This is a genomic window from Streptomyces lacrimifluminis (assembly GCF_014646095.1).
Taxonomy (GTDB): domain Bacteria; phylum Actinomycetota; class Actinomycetes; order Streptomycetales; family Streptomycetaceae; genus Streptomyces; species Streptomyces lacrimifluminis.
In genome coordinates this window covers 1-22,049 of record NZ_BMMU01000026.1, presented here as the reverse complement: position 1 = coordinate 22,049, position 22,049 = coordinate 1, and the positions used below count along the sequence as shown (strand labels likewise).

The 22,049-nt window shown below is 70.4% G+C and carries 19 protein-coding genes; 11 read left to right on the top strand and 8 right to left on the bottom strand.

Annotated elements, in window-relative coordinates:
* Positions 1–2 precede the first annotated feature (2 nt).
* The 4 genes from IEY89_RS30395 (at position 3) to IEY89_RS30380 (ending at position 2,989) form a co-directional block, all read left to right on the top strand.
* The gene (locus IEY89_RS30395) at positions 3–248 is read left to right on the top strand and encodes a DUF397 domain-containing protein (protein WP_189150732.1); all 246 of its coding nucleotides are present in this window, start codon (positions 3–5) and stop codon (positions 246–248) included.
* 290 nt (positions 249–538) lie between these two features.
* On the top strand, positions 539–1,147 hold the full coding sequence (locus IEY89_RS30390; RefSeq protein WP_229695485.1) for a hypothetical protein: 609 nt from the start codon (positions 539–541) through the stop codon (positions 1,145–1,147).
* Positions 1,144–1,953 carry an SAM-dependent methyltransferase gene (locus IEY89_RS30385; protein WP_189150731.1) on the top strand — a complete coding sequence of 270 codons (810 nt, stop codon included), beginning with the start codon at positions 1,144–1,146 and terminating at the stop codon, positions 1,951–1,953. Before IEY89_RS30390 ends, IEY89_RS30385 begins: the two co-directional genes overlap by 4 nt.
* Before the next feature lie 100 nt (positions 1,954–2,053).
* Complete coding sequence (locus IEY89_RS30380) at positions 2,054–2,989, top strand: alpha/beta hydrolase (RefSeq protein WP_189150730.1); 936 nt, start codon at positions 2,054–2,056, stop codon at positions 2,987–2,989.
* Positions 2,990–3,011: 22 nt separating this feature from the next.
* Here IEY89_RS30380 and IEY89_RS30375 read toward each other — a convergent pair whose 3' ends face one another.
* Complete coding sequence (locus IEY89_RS30375; protein WP_189150729.1) at positions 3,012–3,932, bottom strand: RNA polymerase sigma-70 factor; 921 nt, start codon at positions 3,930–3,932, stop codon at positions 3,012–3,014.
* A gap of 152 nt (positions 3,933–4,084) precedes the next feature.
* Positions 4,085–5,284 (bottom strand): NAD(P)/FAD-dependent oxidoreductase, encoded by a 1,200-nt coding sequence (locus tag IEY89_RS30370; RefSeq protein ID WP_189150728.1) that lies wholly within the window; start codon positions 5,282–5,284, stop codon positions 4,085–4,087.
* A gap of 342 nt (positions 5,285–5,626) precedes the next feature.
* Here IEY89_RS30370 and IEY89_RS30365 point away from each other — a divergent pair, with 342 nt between their 5' ends.
* Together IEY89_RS30365 and IEY89_RS30360 are read left to right on the top strand one after the other, a co-directional pair.
* Positions 5,627–8,011 carry an ATP-binding protein gene (locus IEY89_RS30365; RefSeq protein WP_189150727.1) on the top strand — a complete coding sequence of 795 codons (2,385 nt, stop codon included), beginning with the start codon at positions 5,627–5,629 and terminating at the stop codon, positions 8,009–8,011.
* Positions 8,012–8,356: 345 nt separating this feature from the next.
* A complete protein-coding gene (locus tag IEY89_RS30360) occupies positions 8,357–10,654 on the top strand; it encodes a LuxR C-terminal-related transcriptional regulator (RefSeq protein WP_229695484.1) in 2,298 nt (765 codons plus the stop codon).
* A gap of 228 nt (positions 10,655–10,882) precedes the next feature.
* Here the strand turns inward: IEY89_RS30360 and IEY89_RS30355 are convergent, their stop codons facing one another.
* Both IEY89_RS30355 and IEY89_RS30350 read right to left on the bottom strand, forming a co-directional pair.
* On the bottom strand, positions 10,883–11,638 hold the full coding sequence (locus IEY89_RS30355; RefSeq protein ID WP_189150726.1) for a 4-carboxy-4-hydroxy-2-oxoadipate aldolase/oxaloacetate decarboxylase: 756 nt from the start codon (positions 11,636–11,638) through the stop codon (positions 10,883–10,885).
* A gap of 133 nt (positions 11,639–11,771) precedes the next feature.
* A complete protein-coding gene (locus IEY89_RS30350; RefSeq protein WP_189150725.1) occupies positions 11,772–12,422 on the bottom strand; it encodes a GntR family transcriptional regulator in 651 nt (216 codons plus the stop codon).
* Positions 12,423–12,679: 257 nt separating this feature from the next.
* Here IEY89_RS30350 and IEY89_RS30345 point away from each other — a divergent pair, with 257 nt between their 5' ends.
* On the top strand, positions 12,680–14,752 hold the full coding sequence (locus IEY89_RS30345) for a galactose-binding domain-containing protein (protein ID WP_189150724.1): 2,073 nt from the start codon (positions 12,680–12,682) through the stop codon (positions 14,750–14,752).
* A 22-nt stretch (positions 14,753–14,774) separates the two neighbouring features.
* Positions 14,775–15,368: a TetR/AcrR family transcriptional regulator gene (locus IEY89_RS30340; protein WP_189150723.1), complete on the top strand. Its 594-nt coding sequence runs from the start codon at positions 14,775–14,777 to the stop codon at positions 15,366–15,368.
* Positions 15,369–15,724: 356 nt separating this feature from the next.
* On the opposite strand, the gene IEY89_RS30335 is transcribed toward IEY89_RS30340, so the two are convergent.
* From IEY89_RS30335 to IEY89_RS30325, 3 genes are all read right to left on the bottom strand, one after another.
* Positions 15,725–16,381, bottom strand: coding sequence for an NAD(P)H-dependent oxidoreductase (locus IEY89_RS30335; protein ID WP_189150722.1), 657 nt, complete (start codon positions 16,379–16,381; stop codon positions 15,725–15,727).
* Positions 16,382–16,493: 112 nt separating this feature from the next.
* On the bottom strand, positions 16,494–17,960 hold the full coding sequence (locus IEY89_RS30330) for a sensor histidine kinase (RefSeq protein ID WP_189150721.1): 1,467 nt from the start codon (positions 17,958–17,960) through the stop codon (positions 16,494–16,496).
* Entirely contained in the window at positions 17,957–18,655 is a 699-nt protein-coding gene (locus IEY89_RS30325) for a response regulator transcription factor (RefSeq protein ID WP_189150720.1), read from the bottom strand. Before IEY89_RS30325 ends, IEY89_RS30330 begins: the two co-directional genes overlap by 4 nt.
* Positions 18,656–18,805: 150 nt before the next feature.
* Here IEY89_RS30325 and IEY89_RS30320 point away from each other — a divergent pair, with 150 nt between their 5' ends.
* Genes IEY89_RS30320 through IEY89_RS30310 form a run of 3 tightly spaced genes read left to right on the top strand, consistent with a single transcriptional unit; the run spans position 18,806 to position 21,609 of the window.
* Positions 18,806–20,143, top strand: a complete 1,338-nt coding sequence (locus IEY89_RS30320; RefSeq protein ID WP_189150719.1) for a ferredoxin reductase family protein — start codon at positions 18,806–18,808, stop codon at positions 20,141–20,143.
* A 10-nt stretch (positions 20,144–20,153) separates the two neighbouring features.
* Positions 20,154–20,882 (top strand): FMN-binding protein, encoded by a 729-nt coding sequence (locus IEY89_RS30315; RefSeq protein ID WP_189150718.1) that lies wholly within the window; start codon positions 20,154–20,156, stop codon positions 20,880–20,882.
* 4 nt (positions 20,883–20,886) lie between these two features.
* Positions 20,887–21,609, top strand: coding sequence for an FAD:protein FMN transferase (locus tag IEY89_RS30310; protein ID WP_189150717.1), 723 nt, complete (start codon positions 20,887–20,889; stop codon positions 21,607–21,609).
* A gap of 85 nt (positions 21,610–21,694) precedes the next feature.
* Here the strand turns inward: IEY89_RS30310 and IEY89_RS30305 are convergent.
* Positions 21,695–22,049: MBL fold metallo-hydrolase (locus tag IEY89_RS30305; protein ID WP_189150716.1), on the bottom strand; the 355-nt coding region annotated here is incomplete at its 5' end.

Below are 22,049 nucleotides of genomic sequence, written 5' to 3'. Positions count from 1 at the left end.
CCATGGCAACCAACGGCCCCATCCACAGCGGCATGCCCGCGTCCGAACTCGGCTCCGAGGGCTGGCACAAGCCCTGGAGCGGCACCAACGGCGGAAGTTGCGTCGAGACCAAGCGGCTGCCCGACGGGAGTGTCGCGTTCCGGCAGTCCAAGGACCCGGACGGGCCCGCGCTGGTCTACTCCCGGGACGAGATGGTGGCGTTCCTGGAGGGCGCCAAGTCCGGCCAGGCGGATTTCCTGATCGCCTGATCGCCTGACGCCTCCGCCCGCCGTACGCCTCCCGCGCGAGCGGCCCTAGTACGGCGCACCGCGACACCCGCGCAACCGGACCACCCGCACGTGCACTCCCGCCGTGGGCAGATCCTGTACACACTGGGGGAGTTGACGTCCCACCGTGCGCAGCACTGTGCGCACACCACTGTGAAGTCCGAAGGGAGCGGCATGCGTACGCCGTCTCGCGCCCCCGGTCGAGCCATGCCGCCCGGACGCGCCGGCACTCCTCTGCCGGGCCGCTCCCCCAGGACGGGGACGGGCACGCGATGAACCTTCCGCAGGCCGTCACGGAGACCATCGCCCCTTACCGGACCCTGGTCGTCGAGGGCCACGAGGGCGTTCACCGCACCCAGCTGTTATCCGAACTGGCCCTGCTCGGCTTCCCGTTACGGCGACCGCCGGGCCGTCTGCAGCATCTCGATCCCGCTCGGCCGTACCGCGACCTGCTGGCCGAACCGGGCCGGCTGGTCATCGACGGCGGCATCATCGGTGAACTCGTGTACGGACCGTTGCGTCACGGACGGTCCCGGGTGACCTGGATCCAGGCGCTCGACTTCGCCGAGGCGGTCGCGGAACGGGAGGGCGCCATGCTCCACCTCACCGGGGGTGAGCACGGCGTCGGGCACGGCAGTGAACCCAGCGACGACGGGGCGGCGGCCTCGGCCGCCGCCCTCGCCTACGCCCGGGTGTTCCGGACGCTCGCCCAGCACGTTCCCGTGGTGTGCGTGAACGTCACCTCCGCCACGACCGAGGTGGCCACCGACCGGACGCATCCGTGCACCCGCGCCCCAGCAGTCCCAACTCCGGGTATCGAACCGGCAGTTGACGATAGGTTGGTCAAGTCCGTGCGAGGCAAGTCAGGAGAACACCGATGACAGACGGCCGGCTCACCCCCGACCAGGAAGCACTGTCCAAGATCGACACCACGGTGCCGCACTCCGCCCGTATCTGGAACTACTGGATGGGCGGCAAGGACAACTACGAGGTCGACCGAGCGGCGGGCGACGAGTACCGCGAGATCGCCCCCAACATCGAGGCGATGGCCCGGGCCTCGCGCACCTATCTCATCCGCGCGGTCACCTTCGTGGTCCGCGAGCGCGGTGTCCGCCAGTTCCTCGACATCGGCACCGGCCTGCCGACGTACGACAACACGCACCAGGTCGCCCAGAAGGTGGCCCCCGAGTCGCGCATCGTCTACGTCGACAACGACCCGCTCGTCCTGCGACATGCCCAGGCCCTGCTCACCAGCACGCCCGAGGGCACCACGGACTACGTGGACGCGGATCTGCGTCAACCCGAGAAGATCATCGAGACAGCACGCGGGTTCCTGGACTTCGACAAGCCGGTGGCGCTGATGCTGATGGGCATCCTCGGCCACATCCACGACTGGGAGGAGGCCAAGTCGATCACGCGGCGCCTCCAGGCGGCCCTGCCCCCGGGCAGCTATTTCGTGCACTACGACAGCACGGACACCGACGAGGAACTCAAGCGCGCCCAGGAGGGGTACGACGACACGGGCGCGGTCCCCTACGTGCTGCGCAGCCCCGACAAGCTCTCCGCGCTCTACGAAGGCCTGGAACTGGTGGAGCCGGGCATCGTCTCCTGCCCCCTGTGGCACCCCGAGCCGGGCACCTCGCCGGAGCCGACGGACGTGTACGGAGGGGTCGCGTACAAGCCGTAGCCGCAAGCCGTAACCGCTTCCACTGAACCCATCGGTCGTGTTTAATGCGATCCTGTCGATCGACAGGATTCCTGGCAATAGCCCGACCGAACGGAACCGCATGTCCCTCCTGGCCAGGCCTGCGGTGGCCTCCCTCATCGCCAAGACGATGCAGCGTCTCGTCATGCTGGCGGACCGACGGCCCAGCGGCCGGGGTTCCGCCGCCGCGTACCACGCCCGCCTCCCCGAATTCCCGCGCACCACAAGCGAGTTGACAATCCCGACGTCGATCGCTCCCGCCCGCGTCACGGTCTATCGGCCCGCGACCGAGGACCCGGCCCCGCCGGTCCACGTCAACTTCCACGGCGGCGGATTCATCCTGCCGCTGACGGAGTCGGACGACGCGTTCTGCCGGGCCGTGGCCGCGCTGGCGGCCGTGGTGGTCGTCAACGTCGACTACGTCGTCGCCCCGCAGCACCCGTTCCCGGCACCGCCCCGGCAGGCGTACGAGGTCGTGCGGTGGATCGCCGCGCACGGCGCCGAGCACGGCTGGGACGGCACCCGGCTCACCGTGGGCGGACAGAGCGCCGGCGGCGGTCTCACCGCGGCCGTGGCACGCCAGTCCCTGGAGGAGGGCGGCCCCTCGATCGCGCTCCAGGTCCTGCACTACGCGCCGCTCGACCTCGCGACCCCCGCGCAGGACAAGCCGGCGGCCATCGCCAAGCCGGTGCTGCGCCCCTGGATGGGCCAGGTGTTCGACAGCGCGTACGTGCCGGACCCGCGCGAGCGCGCCGACCGGCTCGTCTCCCCCGCCCACCCGAAGGAGACCGCGGACCTCAAGGGCATCGCCCCGGCTCTCGTCGTCACGGCCGCGCACGACCGCCTCCTGGCGGAGAACCTGCGTTACGCCGAGCGGCTGCGGCAGGTGGGAGCACTGGTCGAGCACCATGACATGGCGGGTGTCGACCACGGCTACGACCTCGACGACGAGGAGAAGGCCCGGGAGATCTACGCCTTCATCGCCCGGCACGTACGGCAGGCCACCGCGGACGACTGACGCCCGCAGGGACCACTTCCGCTCATCGCAGGGTGAGCGGGGTCTCCGTTCCGGCGCGGGTCAGTTTCTCGGGGTTGCGGACGTAGTAGAGACCGGTGACGAGGTCGTTCTCGACGCGCAGCGCCATGATGCCGTCGAGCTCGCCGCCCAGGTGTACGGCGACCGCCAGACCGCCGTTGACCATGGTGGGGGTGAAGGTGATCGGGCCCTTGTTCTTGCCGGCGGTGCCGAACAGGAAGCGGACCACCTTCTCGGCGCCGTTGATGGGCCGCAGCGCCGCCTGCTTGATGCCGCCGCCGTCGCTCACCAGGACGACGTCGGGGGCGAGTACGTCGAGAAGGATCTGCGGGTCCCCTGTTTCCAGTACGCGCTGGAACGATTCCAGCACGGCCCGGCCCACATCCGGGGAAACCGTCTGCCGGGGGCGCCGGGCGTCGACGTGCCGACGGGCGCGGTGGGCGATCTGGCGGACGGCCGCGGGGCTCTTGTCGACGGCGGCGGCGATCTCGTCGTAGCTCGTGTCGAAGACCTCGCGCAGGACGAACACGGCACGTTCCGTCGGTGAAAGGGTTTCGAGGACGAGCATCAGCGCCATCGACACGCTCTCGGCGAGTTCGACGTCCTCGGCCACGTCCGGTGCGGTGAGCAGGGGTTCGGGCAGCCAGGAGCCGACGTAGGCCTCCTTGCGGCGGCTCATCGTGCGCAGCCGGTTGAGGGACTGCCGGGTCGTGATCCGGACCAGGTAGGCGCGCTGGTCGCGGACCTGCTCCAGTTCGACCTCGGCCCAGCGCAGCCAGGTCTCCTGGAGGACGTCCTCGGCGTCGGCCGCCGAGCCGAGCATCTCGTAGGCGACCGTGAAGAGCAGGTTGCGGTGGGCGACGAACGTCTCGGTCGCCGGGTCGGTGGCCGGCGCGGGCTCCGGGGCGGTGGTGTGCTCGCTCATGTCCCGGCCCCTGTCCGGCGCGGGCGGCGGCACCGGTCGCCGACGGTTCTCACGAGTCGTGCTTCCACAGCATGGTCCCTTTCGTTTCCATACAGCCGTTCGATGGGCAGGGACACTGCCCGGCGCACCGCTCCGGCACGCCGGGCAGTGTCTCAGGCTGCCCGCTCGGCGGTGGTCCGCTTCTGGTCGAGTTCGGTTCCCAGCAGCCGCCCGCGCTTGGCGTCCTTGGTCCACCATGTGCGCGCACCGGGCTTGCGTGCCTCGTACGACAACTGCCGGGGGATGCTCCAGCAGATGAGTTCCTTGATCTTCGCGCCCGGCCGGCCGCCGAGGCTGAACCACTTCGCGGTGTCGTCCCTGCCCATGAGCTGGAAGATGCCGGCGCGACGGCCCAGGCTGATGCACGTGCCGACGAATCCCACGTCGATGGACGCGGGCCGCTCCCCCGCGATCCGGCTCAGCACGGTCTCGGCGGCCTGCGGACCCAGCTGGACCGCGGCCTGGCAGCTCATCCGGAACGGCAGGTCCGACGGGGCCGCCGAGTCCCCGGCCGCGACGATGCGCCCGTCGTCGACGCTCGTCAGCGTCTCGTCGGTGAGCAGGCGGCCCAGGGCATCGGTGCGCAGCCCGCTGCGCGCGGCCAGGTCCGGGACCCCGAATCCGGCGGTCCAGATCGTCACCGTGCTCGGCAGCTCACGGCCACCGGCGAGCCGTACGGCAGCACGGGTCACCTCCGTCACCTTCGTGTCGGGGCCGTCGAGCACGCTCACCCCGAGTGCGGCGAGCCGCCCGGCCACCGAGCGGCGCCCCCGCGGATGCAGGGACGGGCCCAGCAGCCCCCCGCAGACCAGGGTCACGGTGCGGCCCTGTTCCGCGAGCTCGGCGGCGGTCTCGATGCCGGTCGGCCCGGCGCCGACGACGGTCACCGGGGCCGAGGCGGGCGCGGCGTCAAGGGCCGACCGGAGCCGCTGCGCCTCGTCCAGGCCGGCGATCGGGTAGGCGAACTCGGCGGCGCCGGGTACGCGCGGGGCGGCGGTGGCGCTGCCCACCGCGTAGACCAGGTAGTCGTAGCCGACGGTGTCGCCGCTCGCCAGCGTCAGGGCGCGCCCTGACGCGTCGATCCGTGTCACGGTGTCCACCACCAGCCGGACGCCCTCGGCCAGGAGCTTGCGGTAGTCGGCGACCGCCTCGTGGGTGCCGCCCACGAACTGGTGCAGGCGGATCCGGTCGACGAAGGCGGGGCGCGGGTTGATCAGCGTGACGGTCACGTCGGCGCGCTGCGTCAGACGGTTGGCCGCCATGACGCCGGCGTAGCCGCCGCCGATCACGATCACATCGGTGTTCCCGCTCATGGTGTCTCCTGCGCTCGGACGGTCCCCCGTCTTCGGGGTTCACCCTCAAGACACCGCTCGGCCGGTATGTGTGACACGTGAACGCACCCGATCTCTTTCCCTCCCGCAGCTCCTGCCTGCCCCGCTTTGAGGGCTGCGCCCCGGGCCTGAACAGGACTGGTCCTCAAACATCGGATGGGTTGGAACAAATACACCCGCCCAGCCGGTACTGTCGGCTCGGCGACGGCGCACCTCTCGGGGCAGTGCGGCCGTCGGAGGTCGCGGTCGGCACCCCAACCGGAACGTATCGATCGGTGGCGACTGTGCGCCGCCCGGATCGGGCTGAGGGCAACGGAGACGACCATGGTGAGCACGTTTGGCCCGTACGCGGGAAACCTCCCCGCAGCCTCGACCAGTTTCGTGGGCAGGCGCCAGGACGTGGCGGAGATCCGCCGGAGCCTGAGCGGCGCGCGGTTGCTGACGCTCACCGGAGCGGGCGGGATCGGCAAGACGCGGTTGGCGCTGGAGGCGGCCACCGTCGCCGGAGAGGACTACCCGGAGGGCGTGTGGCTGGTGGATCTGGCGCCCGTGCGCCATCCGGCGGCGTTGGCGAGCGCGACGGCCACCGCCCTCGGACTGCCCGACCTCGGCGCCCGGCCTCCCCTGGAACAGCTCACCGCCCATCTGGCCGAGCGGCGGACGCTGCTCGTACTCGACAACTGTGAGCATCTGGTCGATGCCTGCGCGGAGTTGGCGAGGCTGCTGCTGTCCGCTGCCCCGGGGCTGCGCATCCTGACGACGAGCCGCCGGACGCTGGACGTCGTCGGCGAGTGCGTGTTCAGCGTCGCGCCCTTGTCGCCGGCGGATTCGCTCCTCCTGCTGGGGGACCGCGCCGCCGCCGTCGACGCGGACTTCCGGATCGAGGAGGCGGACGAAGCCCACGTCTCCCGCCTCTGCACCGACCTCGACGGGCTGCCACTGGCGATCGAGCTGGCCGCGTCCCGGCTGCGGACGCTCACCGTCGAGCAGGCGGTGGACCGGCTGGAGGACCGCTTCGCGCTGCTGGCCGACATCGACCGGAGCGCACCGCCCAGACAACGCACCCTGCGTGCCGCGATCGACGGGAGCTACGAACTGTGCGCCCCCGCCGAGCAGTTGCTGTGGCAGCGGCTGTCGGTCTTCGCCGGTGGTTTCGCACTGGACGCGGCCGAGGACGTCTGCGCCGGGCACGGTCTCTCCCCGTACGAGGTGCTGGATCTTCTGGACCGGCTGGTCTCCCAGTCCATCGTCCTGATCACCGAGCGGGAGGGGCAGCCCCGGTACCGGCTGCTGGAAACGATCCGTGAATACGGTCGGGAGAGGCTCGCCTGGAGCGGCGAGCAGGAGCGGCTGCTCAGGCGGCACCGCGACTTCTTCCTGTCGCTCGCGGAACGCACGGCCGCCGACTGGTTCGGGCCGGGCCAGGAACAGGCGCTGGCCCGGCTGCGCGCCGAGCACGACAACCTGCTTGCGGCCCTGGAACACGGGCGGCGAGCCCAGACGGTCGTACCGGTGCCGGCGAGAGCGAGGACAGCGGCAGCCGAGTCGGCCGGTCGGGCGCGCGAGGTGGCGGATCCCGGTGACACACAGGCGTGGCTCGCGCTGGCCGCCGCACTGTGCTTCCACTGGTGCTGCAACGGGTTCATCGGCGAGGGACGCCGTCAGTTCGACCGCGTTCTCGCCGCCGCTCCCGCGCCGACCCCCGCGCGCGCCGCGGCGCTGTGGTCCGCAGCTTGGGTGTGCCAGATGCAGGGCGATCTGGATGCCGCCGACCGGTGGCTGGACGAGGCCGAAGAGCTGGGCGAGCGGTTGGGCGACCCGCTGGTCCGCCCGAATGTCGAGGGCATGCGCGGCACGTTGGCCCTGTACCGGGGAAGGCCGCACGAGGCCGTGCCGCTGCTCGAAGGCGCGGTGGCCGCTCAGTCGACGCTGGGCGGGGAGCCGGGAACCCTGCGGTGGCTCTTCCAGTTGACTCTTGCCCAGGTCTACCTCGGGGACCCGGGTGCGGCGGAGACCGGCAGGCGGGCGGTGGCCGTGTCGGAGGCTCATGGCGAACGTCTGACCAGGGCCTACGCGTTGTGGGTACTCGGCTTCGGCGCATGGCTCCGGGGCAGTCCGGAGGAGAGCGGCGCGCTGATGGCCGCCGCGCTGGAGATCCATCGGGGGTTCAACGACCACGCCGGGGTGGTCATGGCGCTGGAGGTGCTGGCCTGGAGCATTGCCGCTTTCGGCGACCACGAGCGGGCCGCACTGCTCCTGGGCGCGCTGCGCCCCCTCTCGCGCGAGCTCAGCCCCAGCTCCGCCGGGGCGTTCGCCGAGCCCCACGCACGGTGCGAGGAGGCGATCGTCGAGGCCCTCGGCCGGGCGGCGTACGACAAGGCTTTTGCCGAGGGAGGCTCCTACGACAGTCTGCCCGCAGCGATCGCCTTGGCCCTGGGTACGGGAAAGGGCCCCCGGGCGGCTGTCAGCCACGCCCCCCTGAAGGCCCTGAGCCGGCGGGAGCGAGAGGTTGCCGCGCTGGTGGCCGAGGGCATGAGCAACCGTCAGATCGCCACCGCCCTCGGGCGGTCACCCCGTACGGTCACCGGTCACGTCGAGAACATCCTGGCGAAGCTCGGCCTCGGCTCCCGCACGCAGGTCGGTGCCTGGTGGACGGTGAACGGGGAAACGATCCGTGGGACCGACGCCCGTAGGGATTCACGGACGTGAGGCGAGCGCGTCGGAAGGACGCGCAGGCCATGGGGCTGGTGCGGCACGGGTGACGGCATCGGGCGGGGCCGGCGGCCTGCCCGATTCGCCGACGTGGCAGATTTTGGTCGTTTCGCCTGTAGTGCCAACAATGTGACATCAATACCCTCTTATTAACCTCTCTTTACCTTTGCCCAGGCAGGGTGATCACGGGGAAGCCGTGAACCACGCGGCACGTGTGATGTTCGGGGAACGCGAGGCCAGGCCGTGACCAGTGTGATCCCTGCGGCGGGAAACCTCCCTGCCGCATTGACCAGCTTCGTGGGCAGGCGTCGGGAGGTTGCCGAGATTCGGCGTCTGTTGGGCATGGGGAGGCTGGTCACGCTCACCGGGGTCGGCGGTGTGGGCAAGACCCGTCTGGCACTGGGGGTCGCCGATGCGTCCAGGAAGGCGTTCCCGGACGGCACATGGCTGGTCGACCTGGGCGCGGTGCGGGATCCGTCGGCGGTCACGATCGCGGTCATGGGCGCGCTCCGGGTGCCGGACCAGGGCGCCGGGCCCCTCCTGGATCAGCTCACAGGCCGTCTGGCCCGGCATCGGGCGCTGATCGTGCTGGACAACTGCGAACACCTGATCGACTCATCTGCCCAGCTGGCGAAGGCGTTACTGTCGGCCTGTCCGGAACTGTGCATTCTGGCGACGAGCCGCCGGACACTGGGCATCACGGGCGAGCACGTCTTCACCGTCCCCCCGTTGTCGGTGCCGGACGAGGCGCTCGATCTGCTGCGGGACCGGGCCACCGCCATCCGGCCGGACTTCCGCATCGCCTGCGCGGACCGGGCCCGGGCCGTCCGGCTCTGCGCGGACCTGGACGGGCTTCCCCTGGCCATCGAACTGGCCGCGTCCCGGCTGCGCACACTGACCGTCGAGCAGCTCGTGGACCGGTTGGAGGACCGGTTCGCGCTGCTCACCGGCGGTTGCCGGACCACCCAGCCGCGCCAGCGCACACTGCGCGGCATGATCGAGTGGAGCTACGAACTGTGCACGCCCGCCGAGCAGTTGCTGTGGCGTCGGCTGTCGGTCTTCGCGGGCGGGTTCACCCTGGACGCCGCCGAGCATGTGTGCGCGGCAGAAGGTATCGGGCGGCACCAGGTCGTGGACCTGCTCGACCGGCTGGTGGGCCAGTCCGTCGTCATGACCTGTGAGCACGAGGGCCCGCTCCGCTACCGGCTGCTCCAGACCATTCGCGAGTACGGACGGGCCCGGCTCACCGAGTCGGGTGAGGAACAGGCGCAGTTGCGGCGGCACCGCGACTTCTTCCTCACTCTCGCCGAGCGGTACGCCAGCGACTGGTTCGGCCCGACACAGGCACAGGCCCTGGACCGTCTGCGCATCGAACACGCCAACCTGAAGCTGGCGTTGGAGTACGGGAACCTGGCGCACCCGGCCGCTCCCGAGACCGGCCGTGCGGAATCCTCCACCCCGGAGCGGCACCGGCCCGAACACCTCGCACCCGATCCCGCGGACACCCAGGCCGCGCTGCGCCTGGCCGTGGCCCTGCGCTTCCACTGGTGCGCCAACGGGTTCCTCGGCGAGGGGCGCCGCCAGTTCGACCGGCTGCTCGTGGCGGCGCCCGAGCCCACACCGGTCCGGACCAGGGCACTGTGGGCCGCCGCATGGGTGGCGATACTCCAGGGCGATCTGACGACGGCCGACCGCTGGCTGGACGAGGCCGAAGAGCTGAACGAGCACCTGGGCGAACCGTCTGATCGGCCGTATCTCCTGGGCTTCCGTGGCGCGTCCGAGGCTTTCCACGGGCGGATGACGGAGGCCCTGTCCCTGTACGAGAGGGCGCTGGCCGCTCACGAGGCCGCGGGCGACGAAGCGGCAGGGCTGTTCTGGCTGTTCCTGATGATCATCGCCCAGGCCCACCTCGGGGATCCGCGCGCGGACGAGACCGGCAGACGCGCGCGGCAGACCGCGACAGCCCTTGAGGAACGGATGTTCGGCGCCTACGCGATGTGGGCGCTCGGCGGCGTGCTCTGGACACGCGGCGCCGACGACGAAGCCAGGGCGCTGACCCGGGCCGCACTGGAGAACCTCCGGGGCTTCAATGACTACGTCGGGACCACGAAGGCGCTGGAAGTGTTCTCGTGGATCGCCGCGTCCGACGGTGAGCACGAGCAGGCGGCAAAGCTGCAGGGCGCCCTGCAGGCCCTGTCCCGCGACAACGGCGCCAACCCCCGCTGCCCCCTCAGCACCCTCGGCTCGCGCCGCGCACACTACTGGGAAGCGGTCATCGCGGCCCTGGGCCCGGACGGATACGAGAAGGCCCTCGCGGAAGGCGGCCGGCACGACAGCCCGGCCCGTGCCATCTCCCTCGCCCTGGACACCGCCACCGCCACCGCCGATGACACCGCCGATGACACCGGCCAGGAGGCCCCGGCTCTCATCGCGCCCAGCCCGTTGAGCCGCCGTGAGCTGGAGGTCGCCGAGCTGGTGGCCACGGGCATGACCAACCGTCAGGTCGCCTCTGCCCTCAGCCTGTCTCCGCGGACCGCGGACCGGCATGTCCAGAACATCCTGGGCAAGCTCGACTTCGGCAGTCGCGCCCAGATCGCCGCCTGGTGGGTGGAGAGCCGCCCACCCAGGGTTTCGGCGTAGACCCTGACGCCGGTTCCATGGTGATCTGACGACTCGGCGAGGCGCCCCGGCGATGCCCCACACACCCCGCAGCCTCACGTGATGGCAGAACGGGCACAACCGGCTGCACGGAGCCCGATCGGCCGGCGATCCAGGCGGTCGAACAGGTCATTCCTACTCTCAGTAGGCGCCCTCGGAGGTGCCACCCCGCATCAGCACGCAGCGCAGCCCCTCCCCCGCCGCCCGTACTCACGAGCGGCCCCCCGGGCCGACGTTCGGGCCAACTCCCGTACAGCTCTCCGAGTTGGCGGCCTCCACGTACTCCTCGTACGACTGGTACCGCACCCCCAGCCGGGCGAGGGTCTCGCGCAGCCCGTACCGGTCCAGGCCCAACTGGCCGTCGGCGAAGGCCAGTCGGGACGCCTCCTCCTTCGCGGTGCGGGCTTCGGACGCCTTGACGGCCTCGGCGGAGCGCTGCCGGGGTACGACCATCACACCGTCGTCGTCGGCGATGATCACGTCGCCGGGACGGATCTGCTGGCCGCCCACCACGACGGGGACGTTGACCGAACCACCGGTCGCCTTGACCGTGCCCTGGGCCGACACCGCCGCCGACCACACGGGAAAGCCCATGGCACGCAGTTCGGCGGTGTCGCGTACACCGGTGTTGATGACCAGGCCGCGTACGCCTCGCCGTTGCAGTGCGGTGGCGAACAGTTCGCCGAACAGGCCGTCCGTGCAGGGCGACGTGGTGGTGACGACCAGGATGTCCCCCTCGGCGCACTGTTCGACGGCCGCGTGGATCATGAGGTTGTCGCCGGGCCAGCACAGCGCGGTGACCGCGGTGCCCGCGATGCGTACGTCCTGCTGGATGGGGCGCAGGGCCGGGCCGAGGAGTCCGGTGCGGCTCAGGGCCTCGTGGACGGTGGCCACGCCGTAGCCGGCCAGCGCCTCGACGTCCTCGGCGTGTGCGCGCGGGGGGTTGGTGACGATGACGCCGCTCATGTCGGCTCCTCTGTGACCTGCGGGTAGGGACGCATGGAGGCCTCGCCGCAAGTGGTGTGCGGCAGACCGAGGTTGGGCCCGGCCCTGGAGCGAACTCCTTGGTGGACAGGCCGGTCGGCCCACCTCTGCGGTGTCACTCGCGCAAGGCGGCGATCACGCTCGTGAGATGGGCGCGCGCGGCCTCTTCGGCCGCCTGCGGGTCCCTGGCCGTGATCGTCTCGACCATGGCCAGGTGTTCACCCAGGGACTGCTGCGGGCGCCCCGGTCGCAGCGCGAGCCGGAAACGGTGGCGCACCAACTGGGCGTTGAGCTTCTCCAGCAGTTCCACGGCCGTCCGCTGTCCGGAGAACTGTCTGATCCGGGTGTGCAGTTGGTGGTTGAGTTCGGAGTACGTGACCGGCTCACCGTCGGCGACGGCCTTCGCCATCGCTTCACCCAGGCCGGTAAGTTCGGCCAGTTGGTCGTCGGTGGCCGACTCGGCCGCTTTGGCCGCGCACAGGCCTTCGAGGACCATCCGGCATTCGGTGATGGCGACCGCTTCCTCCACCGTCACCACCCGTACTCGTGAGCCACGGTTGCGGATCCGCTCGACCAGCCCCTCCGCCTCCAGCTCGAACAGCGCCCCCCTGACGCTGGCCCGTGTCACACCGAGCTGCTCGGCGAGTTCGTTCTCCACCAGCCGCTGGGCCGGCGCCATGTCGCCGCGCAGGATCGCCTGCCGCAGCCGCTCCAGCGCGTGCTGCTTGGCCTGCTCTCCGGTGCCTGGACGGGCCTGGTCCGGCATGCGCCCCTCCCGAGTGAGTGCCTGTCGACGCTAAAACTGGACGGACTACATTGTCAACAATATTGTTCTCCATCCTTGAACGCAGTTCACACCCCGTCGGCATCGAGTTCTGGTGTGGTTCACCCACAGAAACCCCCATTAAGACCGGCCGACTATCAGGTCAAGCGTCCCGGACTATTGACTCCATCACTCCGGTGTCGCGATCCTCATCACAGAGTTGCGCGAGCCATGACAATCCTTGTGCGAGGACGTGAGTGATGACCGAGCCTGTTTTCCCGCCTCGCCCGCGTCGCGGACGCAGACCCCTGACCGTGCTGCCCCTGCTCCTCGCCGTCATGGCGCTGATGCTCGGCACCGGGCCCAGCTCGGCCGCCGGTACGGACTGGTGGACGCCGACCGCGCGACCGACGCCCGACTCCCGGATCAACGTCACGGGCGAGCCCTTCAAGGGCACCAACTCCCAGGGCGAGGTACAGGGGTTCGTCGACGCGCACAACCACCTGTTCTCCAACGAGGCATTCGGCGGACGGCTCATCTGCGGGAAGGTGTTCTCCACCAGCGGGATCGCCGACGCACTCAAGGACTGTCCCGAGCACTACCCCGACGGCACCTTCGCGGTGTTCGACTACATCACCCACGGCGGCGACGGCAAGCACGACCCGGTCGGCTACCCGACGTTCAAGGACTGGCCCGCGTACGACTCGATGACCCACCAGGCGAACTACTATGCCTGGATCGAGCGCGCCTGGCGCGGCGGTCAGCGCGTGCTGGTCAACGACCTGGTCACCAACGGCGTGATCTGCTCGGTCTACTTCTTCAAGGACCGCAGCTGCGACGAGATGACCTCGATCCGCCTTCAGGCGAAACTGACGTACCAGCTCCAGGACTTCATCGACGCGCAGTACGGCGGCACCGGCAAGGGCTGGTTCCGGATCGTCACCGACAGCGCGCAGGCCCGTGAGGTGATCAAGGCGGGCAAGCTGGCCGTCGTCCTCGGCGTCGAGACGTCGGAGCCCTTCGGCTGCAAGCAGATCCTGGACATCGCGCAGTGCAGCAAGGCCGACATCGACAAGGGCCTCGACGAGCTGTACGACCTCGGTGTGCGCAGCATGTTCCTGTGCCACAAGTTCGACAACGCGCTGTGCGGGGTGCGGTTCGACGAGCACGGTCTCGGTACGGCGATCAACGTCGGCCAGTTCCTGTCGACGGGCACCTTCTGGCAGACGGAGAAGTGCACGACCGCGATGCACGACAACCCCATCGGCGGCGCGACGGCGACCAACGCGACGGAGGAACTGCCGGAGGGCACCGAGCTGCCGACGTACGCCTCGGACGCGCAGTGCAACAAGCGCGGGCTCACCGCCCTCGGCGACTACGCGGTGCGCGGCATGATGAAACGCAAGATGATGCTCGAGATCGACCACATGGGCGTCAAGGCCGCCGGCCAGGCGATGGACATCTTCGAGTCGGAGTCCTACCCGGGCGTGCTCTCCTCGCACAGCTGGATGGACCTCAACTGGACCGAGCGGGTCTACGGTCTCGGCGGCTTCATCGCCCAGTACATGCACTCCTCCGAGGAGTTCGTCGCGGAGGCCGCGCGCACCGACGCCCTGCGCACCAAGTACAACAAGGGCTACGGCTACGGCACCGACTACAACGGCATCGGCGACCATCCCGCCCCGCGCGGTACGGACACGGGTACGACGGTGACGTACCCCTTCACCAGTGTCGACGGCGGCTCGGTGATCGACCGGCAGACCACCGGTTCGCGTACCTGGGACATCAACACGGACGGGGCCGCGCACGTCGGCCTGGTCCCGGACTGGATCCAGGACATCCGGCGGGTCGGCGGTGCGGACGCGGTGGGCGACCTGTTCCGGGGCGCCGAGTCCTACCTCGACACCTGGGGCGCCTCGGAGACCCACAAGGCCGGGGTGAATCTCGCCAAGGGCGTGTCCGCGACGGCCAGTTCGTCCGAGTCGAACCCGTTCACCAGCTACCAGCCCGGCCGCGCCGTGGACGGTGACCCGGGCAGCCGCTGGGCGAGCGACTGGAGCGACGACCAGTGGCTCCAGCTCGACCTCGGGTCGACGAACCTGGTCAAGCGGGTCACCCTCGACTGGGAGAAGGCGTTCGGCAGGTCGTACCGCATCGAGCTCTCGACCGACGGTACGACCTGGCAGACCGCGTGGTCCACGACCGTCGGCGACGGCGGCCTGGACACCGCACAGTTCGCGGGAGTACCCGCCCGCTATGTGCGCGTCCACGGACTGGATCGGGGCACGGACTGGGGATACTCACTCCACGAAGTGGGTGTCTTCAGCAGCTGAGTTCCGTACCCAGGGGGAGTTCATGGCACGCAAGCCGTCGGCCGAGCGGCGCCGGCAGCTGACCGAGGCGGCCATCCGCGCGATGACCCGGGACGGCGTCCCCAGGACGACGACCCGGTCCATCGCGGCGGAGGCCGGCGTGTCGCTGAGCGTCTTCCACTACTGCTTCGACTCCAAGCAGGCCCTGATCGAGTCGGTCATCACCACGATCATGGACCACTACGTCGGTGTGGTGCGCGAGGCGATCCAGCCGCAGGACACCCTTCAGGAGACCATCCGGGCGGGCTTCAGGGCGTACTGGGACCACGTTGCCGCCCACCCGGGTGAGCACATGCTGACGTACGAACTCACCCAGTACGCCCTGCGTGAGCCGGGGTTCGCACATCTGGCCCGTCGGCAGTACGAGCTGTACGCCGACACGTACGCCCAACTGCTGGAGCAGCTGCGCGAGACCATGGGCTTCGAACTGAGCGTGCCCGTCCCGGTGTTGGCCCGCTATCTGGCCACGGTGACGGACGGGTTGACGCTCAACTTCCTGGCCCTCGGCGACGAGAAGGCCTGCGCGGAGATCCTCGACATGGTCACCGGCCACGTGGCCGCCCTCGTACGGGTTTAGCCCGTACGGGAGTTGAGGTACGCGCTGGCCTCCGCGCGGTGCGGATGCTCATCGCGTCGGCGACGACGATCGCCCAGGTGCTCGCCTGCTGCGAGAGCGCCTCACCCCTCCCCTGGGCCGACCCGTCCGATCGGCGCGGGACCGTACCCACGTGGCGCGCCTCCCGCCGGCCCGCGTGCGGACTCCGGTACGGCTGCTCACGTATCGGTGCGGCCGACGCCCGAGCTCTTCTGAGGCCGCGTCCGGTCCTGGGCGACTGCGGATCGGGGACGCCCGGTCAGGGCCTGCTCCCCCGCCTCGTCTTTCGGCGCCGTCGGCCGAGCGGCTCCTGGAGTCGTCCCAGGTGGCCTCACCCCTCAACGCGGTTCGGTGTCGGCCTCGGCCAGCAGGCGTTCGGCGTACTCCGTGAGGTACTCCTCACGCTGCTTCGCCGACGCCTCGCCCGGGGCACGGGCCACGAACGGCGGGAGGACCTCGAAGCCGAGGCAGCCGAGTATGCCGTGCTGGATGGGCCAGAGGGCGCGGTCCAGGTCGTCGTCGGTGCCGTGGGAGCCGTACAGACCGGAGGGGGTGCCGGTGGTCGTGCACACCAGGGCGCGTCTGCCTCTGAGTGGGCCGGAGTCGTAGGCACGTCCCTCCGCGTAGGCGAAGCCGCGGGCCATGGTGCGGTCGACCCAGCCCTTGAGGATGGCCGGCATGCCGGACCACCACAGCGGGAACTGGAGGATCATCAGATCGCACCGGGCGACCTTTTCCTGCTCTGCGAGGACGTCGGGCGGGGTCTCGTGCGCCGCCGACACGCGTTCCTGCTCGGCGGAGACGTCCAGGAAATCGGGGTCGGTCCAGGCTCCGGGGAAGTCGTCGGCGTCGAGGGCGGCCTTCCAGCCGAGCCGGTAAAGGTCGCTGACCACGACCTCGTGCCCGGCCTGCTTCAGGACGTCCACGGCTCTGACCTTCAACGCTCCGTTGAAGGAGCAGAGTTCGGGATGGGCGAAAACGATCAGTACGTTCACAGTGGGGGGTCTCCTCAGATCGTCCGTGCTGAGCCGTTCGGACTGAGTCGTTCTGTTCGGTCGGGTCGTTCTGTTCAGTTGGGTCGTTCGGTTCGCGTTCCTGTCCAGCTGTTCAGCTGTTCGGCGGCCCGTCCGTCCTGTCGAGCGGGAAGCGCAGGGTGAAGGCGGTGCAGCCGGGGCCGCTGGTCAGGTCGAGGGTGCCGCCGTGCGCCCGGGCCAGCGACAGCGCGACCGCGAGGCCGAGGCCGCTGCCGCCCCGGTCGCGGCTGCGGGCCTTGTCGACGCGGTAGAAGCGGTCGAAGACCCGGTCCTGGTCGGCGGCCGGGATGCCGGGGCCGGCGTCGGCGACCCGGACCACCGCGTAGCTGTCGGTGCCCTTGTCGCCCTTGTCGACGGTCACGTCCAAGGACACCGCGGTGCCGGCGGGCGTGTGCACCGCCGCGTTGGTCAGCAGGTTGTCCAGGACCTGCCGGATACGCAGCGGGTCGAGACGCAGCAACAGTTCCTTCGGGGCCGCCGTCAGCGTCAGCGGATGCTCCGGGTGGCCCGCGCGGAAGGCGTCCGCCGCCTGGCCGGCCAGGTCCACCAGGTCGGCGCGCTCCGGGCGCAGCGGTGTCTCGACCTGGGCCGCGTCCAGCCGGGCGAGCAGCAGCAGGTCGTCGAGCAGGACACCCATCCGGGCCGCCTCGGCACGCAGCCGGGCCAGGTGCCGGTCCCGTTCGCCGGGCTCGTTGGCGGCGGCGTACTGGAACAGGTCCGCATAGCCCCGTACCGACATCAAGGGGGTTCGCAGCTCGTGCGAGGCGTCGGCGACGAAGCGGCGCAGGCGCTGTTCGGCCTCCGTGCGCACGGCGAGCGAGTCGTCGATGTGTTCGAGCATGGTGTTGAACGCGGTGCGCAGCTCCTCGACCTCCGGGCCGGCGTTGCCCCGGTCGGCGCGTACGGGCAGCCGGGCGGAGTCGGTGAAGTCGTGCGAGGTGATGCCACGGGCGGTGTGGGCCATGTCGCTGAGGGGCCTGAGACCGCGTCGCAGCACCGCACGGCCGAGGACCACGAGGCCCAGCAGGGCGAGCGCGAAGGCGACGACCTGGACCGTGACCAGCTGGTCCATGGTGTCCTCGATGTCGTCCATGGGCGCGGCGGTGACCAGGACGACCCCGTCCACGACCTCGCAGGCGCGCAGCCGGTAGGCCTCCCCGTCGATGCGCGCGGTGCGCAGGACGGGGTCGGTGTCGGTGGCGCGCACGGTCTCGGCGGTGGCGAGGAGTTCGGCGGAGTCCTTCGGCACGTCGGCGGGCTCGCGGAGTACGGGCCTACTGCCGGACACCGCGTACGAGGCGGTGTACCAGCCGTAGTACGGCTTCCCCTGCACGCTGCCGTAGTCCATGACGTCCTTGGACTGGGTGACCTGGACGAGCTTCATCTGGTCGCTGAGCTGGCGTTCCAGGTACTCCCGCATGTACGTGGACAGCGCCATGCCGACGACGGCGAACACGACCAGCGACAGAACGCCCATGCCCAGCGCCAGCCGCGTGCCCAGCCGCAGCCTGCGGTAGTTGTCCCGGCAGCGGCGGATCACGCGCCGACCTGCCGGACCACGTAGCCGACGCCCCGCACGGTGTGGATCAGGGGTTCGTCGTGCTCGTCGGGATCGTCGAGCTTGCGGCGCAGCCGGCTGACGACCAGTTCCACGACGTTGGAACGGCCGCCGAAGCCGTACTCCCAGACGTGGTCGAGGATCTGTGCCTTGGTGAGCACGGTCGGGGACTTGCGCATCAGGTAGCGCAGCACCTCGTACTCGGTCGGGGTGAGGGTGAGCCGTTTGTCGCCGCGGCGGACCTCGCGGGTGTCCTCGTCCATCGTCAGGTCGGCCACCCGGAGCACGGACCGCTGGAAGGCGGGGCCCGCGCTGCGGCGCAGCACGGTCCGCAGCCGGGCCATCAGTTCCTCCACGGCGAAGGGTTTGACCAGGTAGTCGTCGCCGCCCCGGGTGAGCCCCGCGACCCGGTCGGCGACTCCGTCGCGGGCGGTGAGGAAGACCACGGGCACCATCGTGCCCGACAGCCGCAGCCGGTCGAGCACGGCGAAGCCGTCGAGGCCAGGGAGCATCAGGTCGAGCACCACGATGTCCGGATGGAACTCGGCGGCCCTGCTCAGCGCCTCCTCCCCGGAGTACGCGGTGACCGCCTCCCAGCCCTCGTAGCGGGCGACCGTCGCGACCAGGTCGGCGATGGGCGGATCGTCGTCCACAACGAGAAGTCGTACTTTTTCCACGTGCTCATAGTGCTGCACGCCGCTTCCGGCGTCACAGCTCTCCCCCTCCCTGCGCGAGATCGATAACAACTTGAAAGTCCAACGACAGCTCAACGACAGCTACCGTCGGTCATGCTCGGTCTCCCCGGACCCGATCAAGGAGCACTGTCCGTGACGACCGTCCAATCGCCTTACGCGCCCCCCACGGCGATACGGCCCAGAGTGGTGGCCCGCACCGGCCTGTACGCCGTACTGGCCGCCAATGTGGCGGTCGTGACCGTCTTCTTCTTCCAGGCCGGGTTCGCGTCGAACGCGCTGATCGTGCTGGGCCGGCTCGCCGGGCTCTACGGCGCCCTGGTCATGGCATTCCAGCTGGTGCTGGTGGCCCGCCTGCCGTGGCTGGACCATCGCATCGGCATGGACCGGCTGACCTCCTGGCACCGCTGGGTCGGCTTCGGACTGCTGTGGACGCTGATGGCCCACGCGGTGTTCATCACCTTCGGCTACGCCGAAGGCACGTCCTTGGGCCCGGTCGCCGAGCTGGTGGAGCTGGCCGAGACCACCGAGGGCGTGCTGCGCGCGATCGTCGCCCTGGTCCTGATCATGGTCATCGGTGCGGTCTCCGCGCGCTACGCCCGCCGCCGCCTCGCCTACGAGACCTGGCACTTCATCCACCTCTACACCTACGTGGCGGTGGTCCTGGCGTTCACGCACCAGGTCGGTGTCGGGACGACGTTCACCTCGTCGTCCGCCGCCACCACGTACTGGTGGGCCCTGTGGGGCGTGGCGCTCGGTTCGGTGTTCCTGGGCCGGGTGGTGCTGCCGCTGCGCAAGAACCTCCGTCACCAGCTGCGTGTCTCGGCCGTCGTCCCCGAGGCCGACAACGTCGTCTCGATCTACATGACGGGCCGCGACCTCGACAAGCTGCCCGCCCGCGCCGGCCAGTTCTTCCTGTGGCGGTTCCTGACCAAGGACCGCTGGTGGCAGGCGAACCCGTTCTCGCTGTCGGCGGCGCCCGACGGCAGGTCGCTGCGGCTCACCGCGAAGGTGGCCGGCGACGGCACCGCCGCCCTCCGCCACATCCCGGTGGGCACCCGTGTCTTCGCCGAGGGCCCGTACGGCGCGTTCACCGCGTTGCACCGCACCCGGCCGGAGGCCGTCCTCATCGCCGGCGGTGTGGGCGTCACGCCCATCCGCGCGCTGCTGGAGGAGATCCAGGGCCACGCCGTGGTCATCTACCGCGTCGCCAGGGACCAGGACGCCGTCCTGTACGAGGAGCTGCGGGACCTCGCGCACGCCAAGGGCGCCGAGCTGCACCTGGTGAGCGGCCCGGCCTCCCCCGACAAGCTGGCCCCGGCCGAGCTGGCCGAGCTGGTGCCGGACATCGCGGACCGGGACGTCTTCCTGTGCGGCCCGCCGCCCATGATGAACGCGGTGCTGCGCAGCCTGCGGGAGCTGGGCGTGCCCAAGTCGCAGACCCACTTCGAGCGCTTCAGCCTCGCCGGATAAGAGGAACGTCGTGAAACGAGCACTGCCTGTACTGGTCCTGAGTATCGCCGGCCTGGTCCCCGTCTGGCTCTACGAGCCGTCGCTGGGCATCACGTCCTCGGAGGCCTCCACCCCCGCCTCGACGCCGTCCTCGACCTCCTCGTCCGGGTCCTCCGGTTCGTCGTCCACGGTCGTCGCGGGTACCACCGTGACCACCGAGAAGGGCGACGTCCAGGTCGAGGTGACGTTCGCGGGCTCGAAGATCTCCTCGGTGCGGATGCTGAAGCAGCCGAACCACCCGCAGACCACCGCCGCCGTGCCGGTCCTGATCAAGGAGACGCTGGCCGCGCAGAGCGCCGACATCGACACCGTCTCCGGCGCCACCATCACCAGCGACGGCTACAAGGAGTCCCTCCAGGCCGCCATCGACTCCCAGGCGGACTCCGCCGCGTCGTCCCCGGCGCCCTCCGCGTCCACGTCGGCCCCCGCCGCGGAGTCCGCGTCCAAGGTCGTTTCGGGGACCGCCGTGGACACCGAGAAGGGCACCGTCCAGGTCGAGGTGACCTTCGAGGGCGACACGATCGCGTCCGTGAAGATGCTCCAGCAGCCGAACCACCCGCAGACCACGGCCGCGGTACCGGTCCTGATCGAGGAGACGCTCGCCGCGCAGAGCGCCGACATCGACACCGTCTCCGGCGCCACCATCACCAGCGACGGCTACAAGGAGTCCCTCCAGGCCGCCATCGACGCGAAGGGCTGAGAGGATGCGGCGCGTCGAGCACATCATGGGGTTCCCGATCTCGCTGCTCATCGACGACGAGGACGCCCCGGTGGAGGCGGCGGACGCCGTGTTCGCCTGGCTCCACGAGGTCGACGCGCGGTTCAGCCCCTTCAAGGCCGACAGCGAGGTGTCCCGCCTCGACCGGGGCGAGCTGGAGACCGGCGAGCTGAGTGCGGACCTCACCGAGGTGCTCGGCCTGTGCGAGGAGTACCGGGTCGCGACCAGAGGCGCGTTCGACGTACGACTGCCCGGCCGGGGCCTGGATCCGTGCGCAATGGTGAAGGGCTGGGCGGTGCAGCGGGCGGCTGAACTGCTGGCGACGGCGGGCGTACGGACGTACTGCCTGAACGCCGGCGGTGACGTGGTCGCCGCCGGTCGCCCCTGGCGGGTCGGGGTACGGCATCCCGAGCACGCCGACCAGCTGTGCACGGTGCTGGAACTCACCGAGGGGGGTGTGGCGACCTCCGCCCGGTACGAACGGGGCGACCACATCCTCGACGGCCGCACCGGACGCCCGGCGACCGGACTGCTCAGCCTGACCGTCGTCGCCGCCACCCTCACCGAGGCGGACGCCACGGCGACGGCGGCGTTCGCGATGGGCGCGGAGGGCATCGAGTGGGCCGCCGCGCGCAAGGGCTGCGAGGTGTTCGCGGTGGACGCCGGCCGACAGGTCTTCCGGACCCCGGGACTGCCGGTCGCCGCCTGAACGCACCTACCTGTTCTGCAGGTCCCTGTGGGCGCCCCTCCGTTGCGACGGTGGGCGCCCACAGGTGTGTCCGGGTCCGTGGCCGTCAGTGGCCCCGGGCGATCCACTCCTCCAGGTGCGGTGCCTCGGCGCCGATGGTGGTGGGGTCGCCGTGCCCGGTGAGGACCTTCGTCTCGGGCGGGAGGGCGAGCAGCCGGTCCCGGATCGAGTCGATGATCGTCGGGAAGTGGGAGTAGGAGCGGCCGGTGGCACCCGGTCCACCGTTGAAGAGGGTGTCGCCGGTGAAGACGGTGCCCAGGCCAGGATCGTAGAGGCAGACCGCACCCGGTGCGTGTCCGGGCGTGTGCAGGACCGTCAGTTCGGCTCCCGCCGCCTCGATCACCTGGCCGTCGGTCAGCCAGGCGTCGGGTTCCCGGTCCGGGTGGGTCTGCTTCCACAGG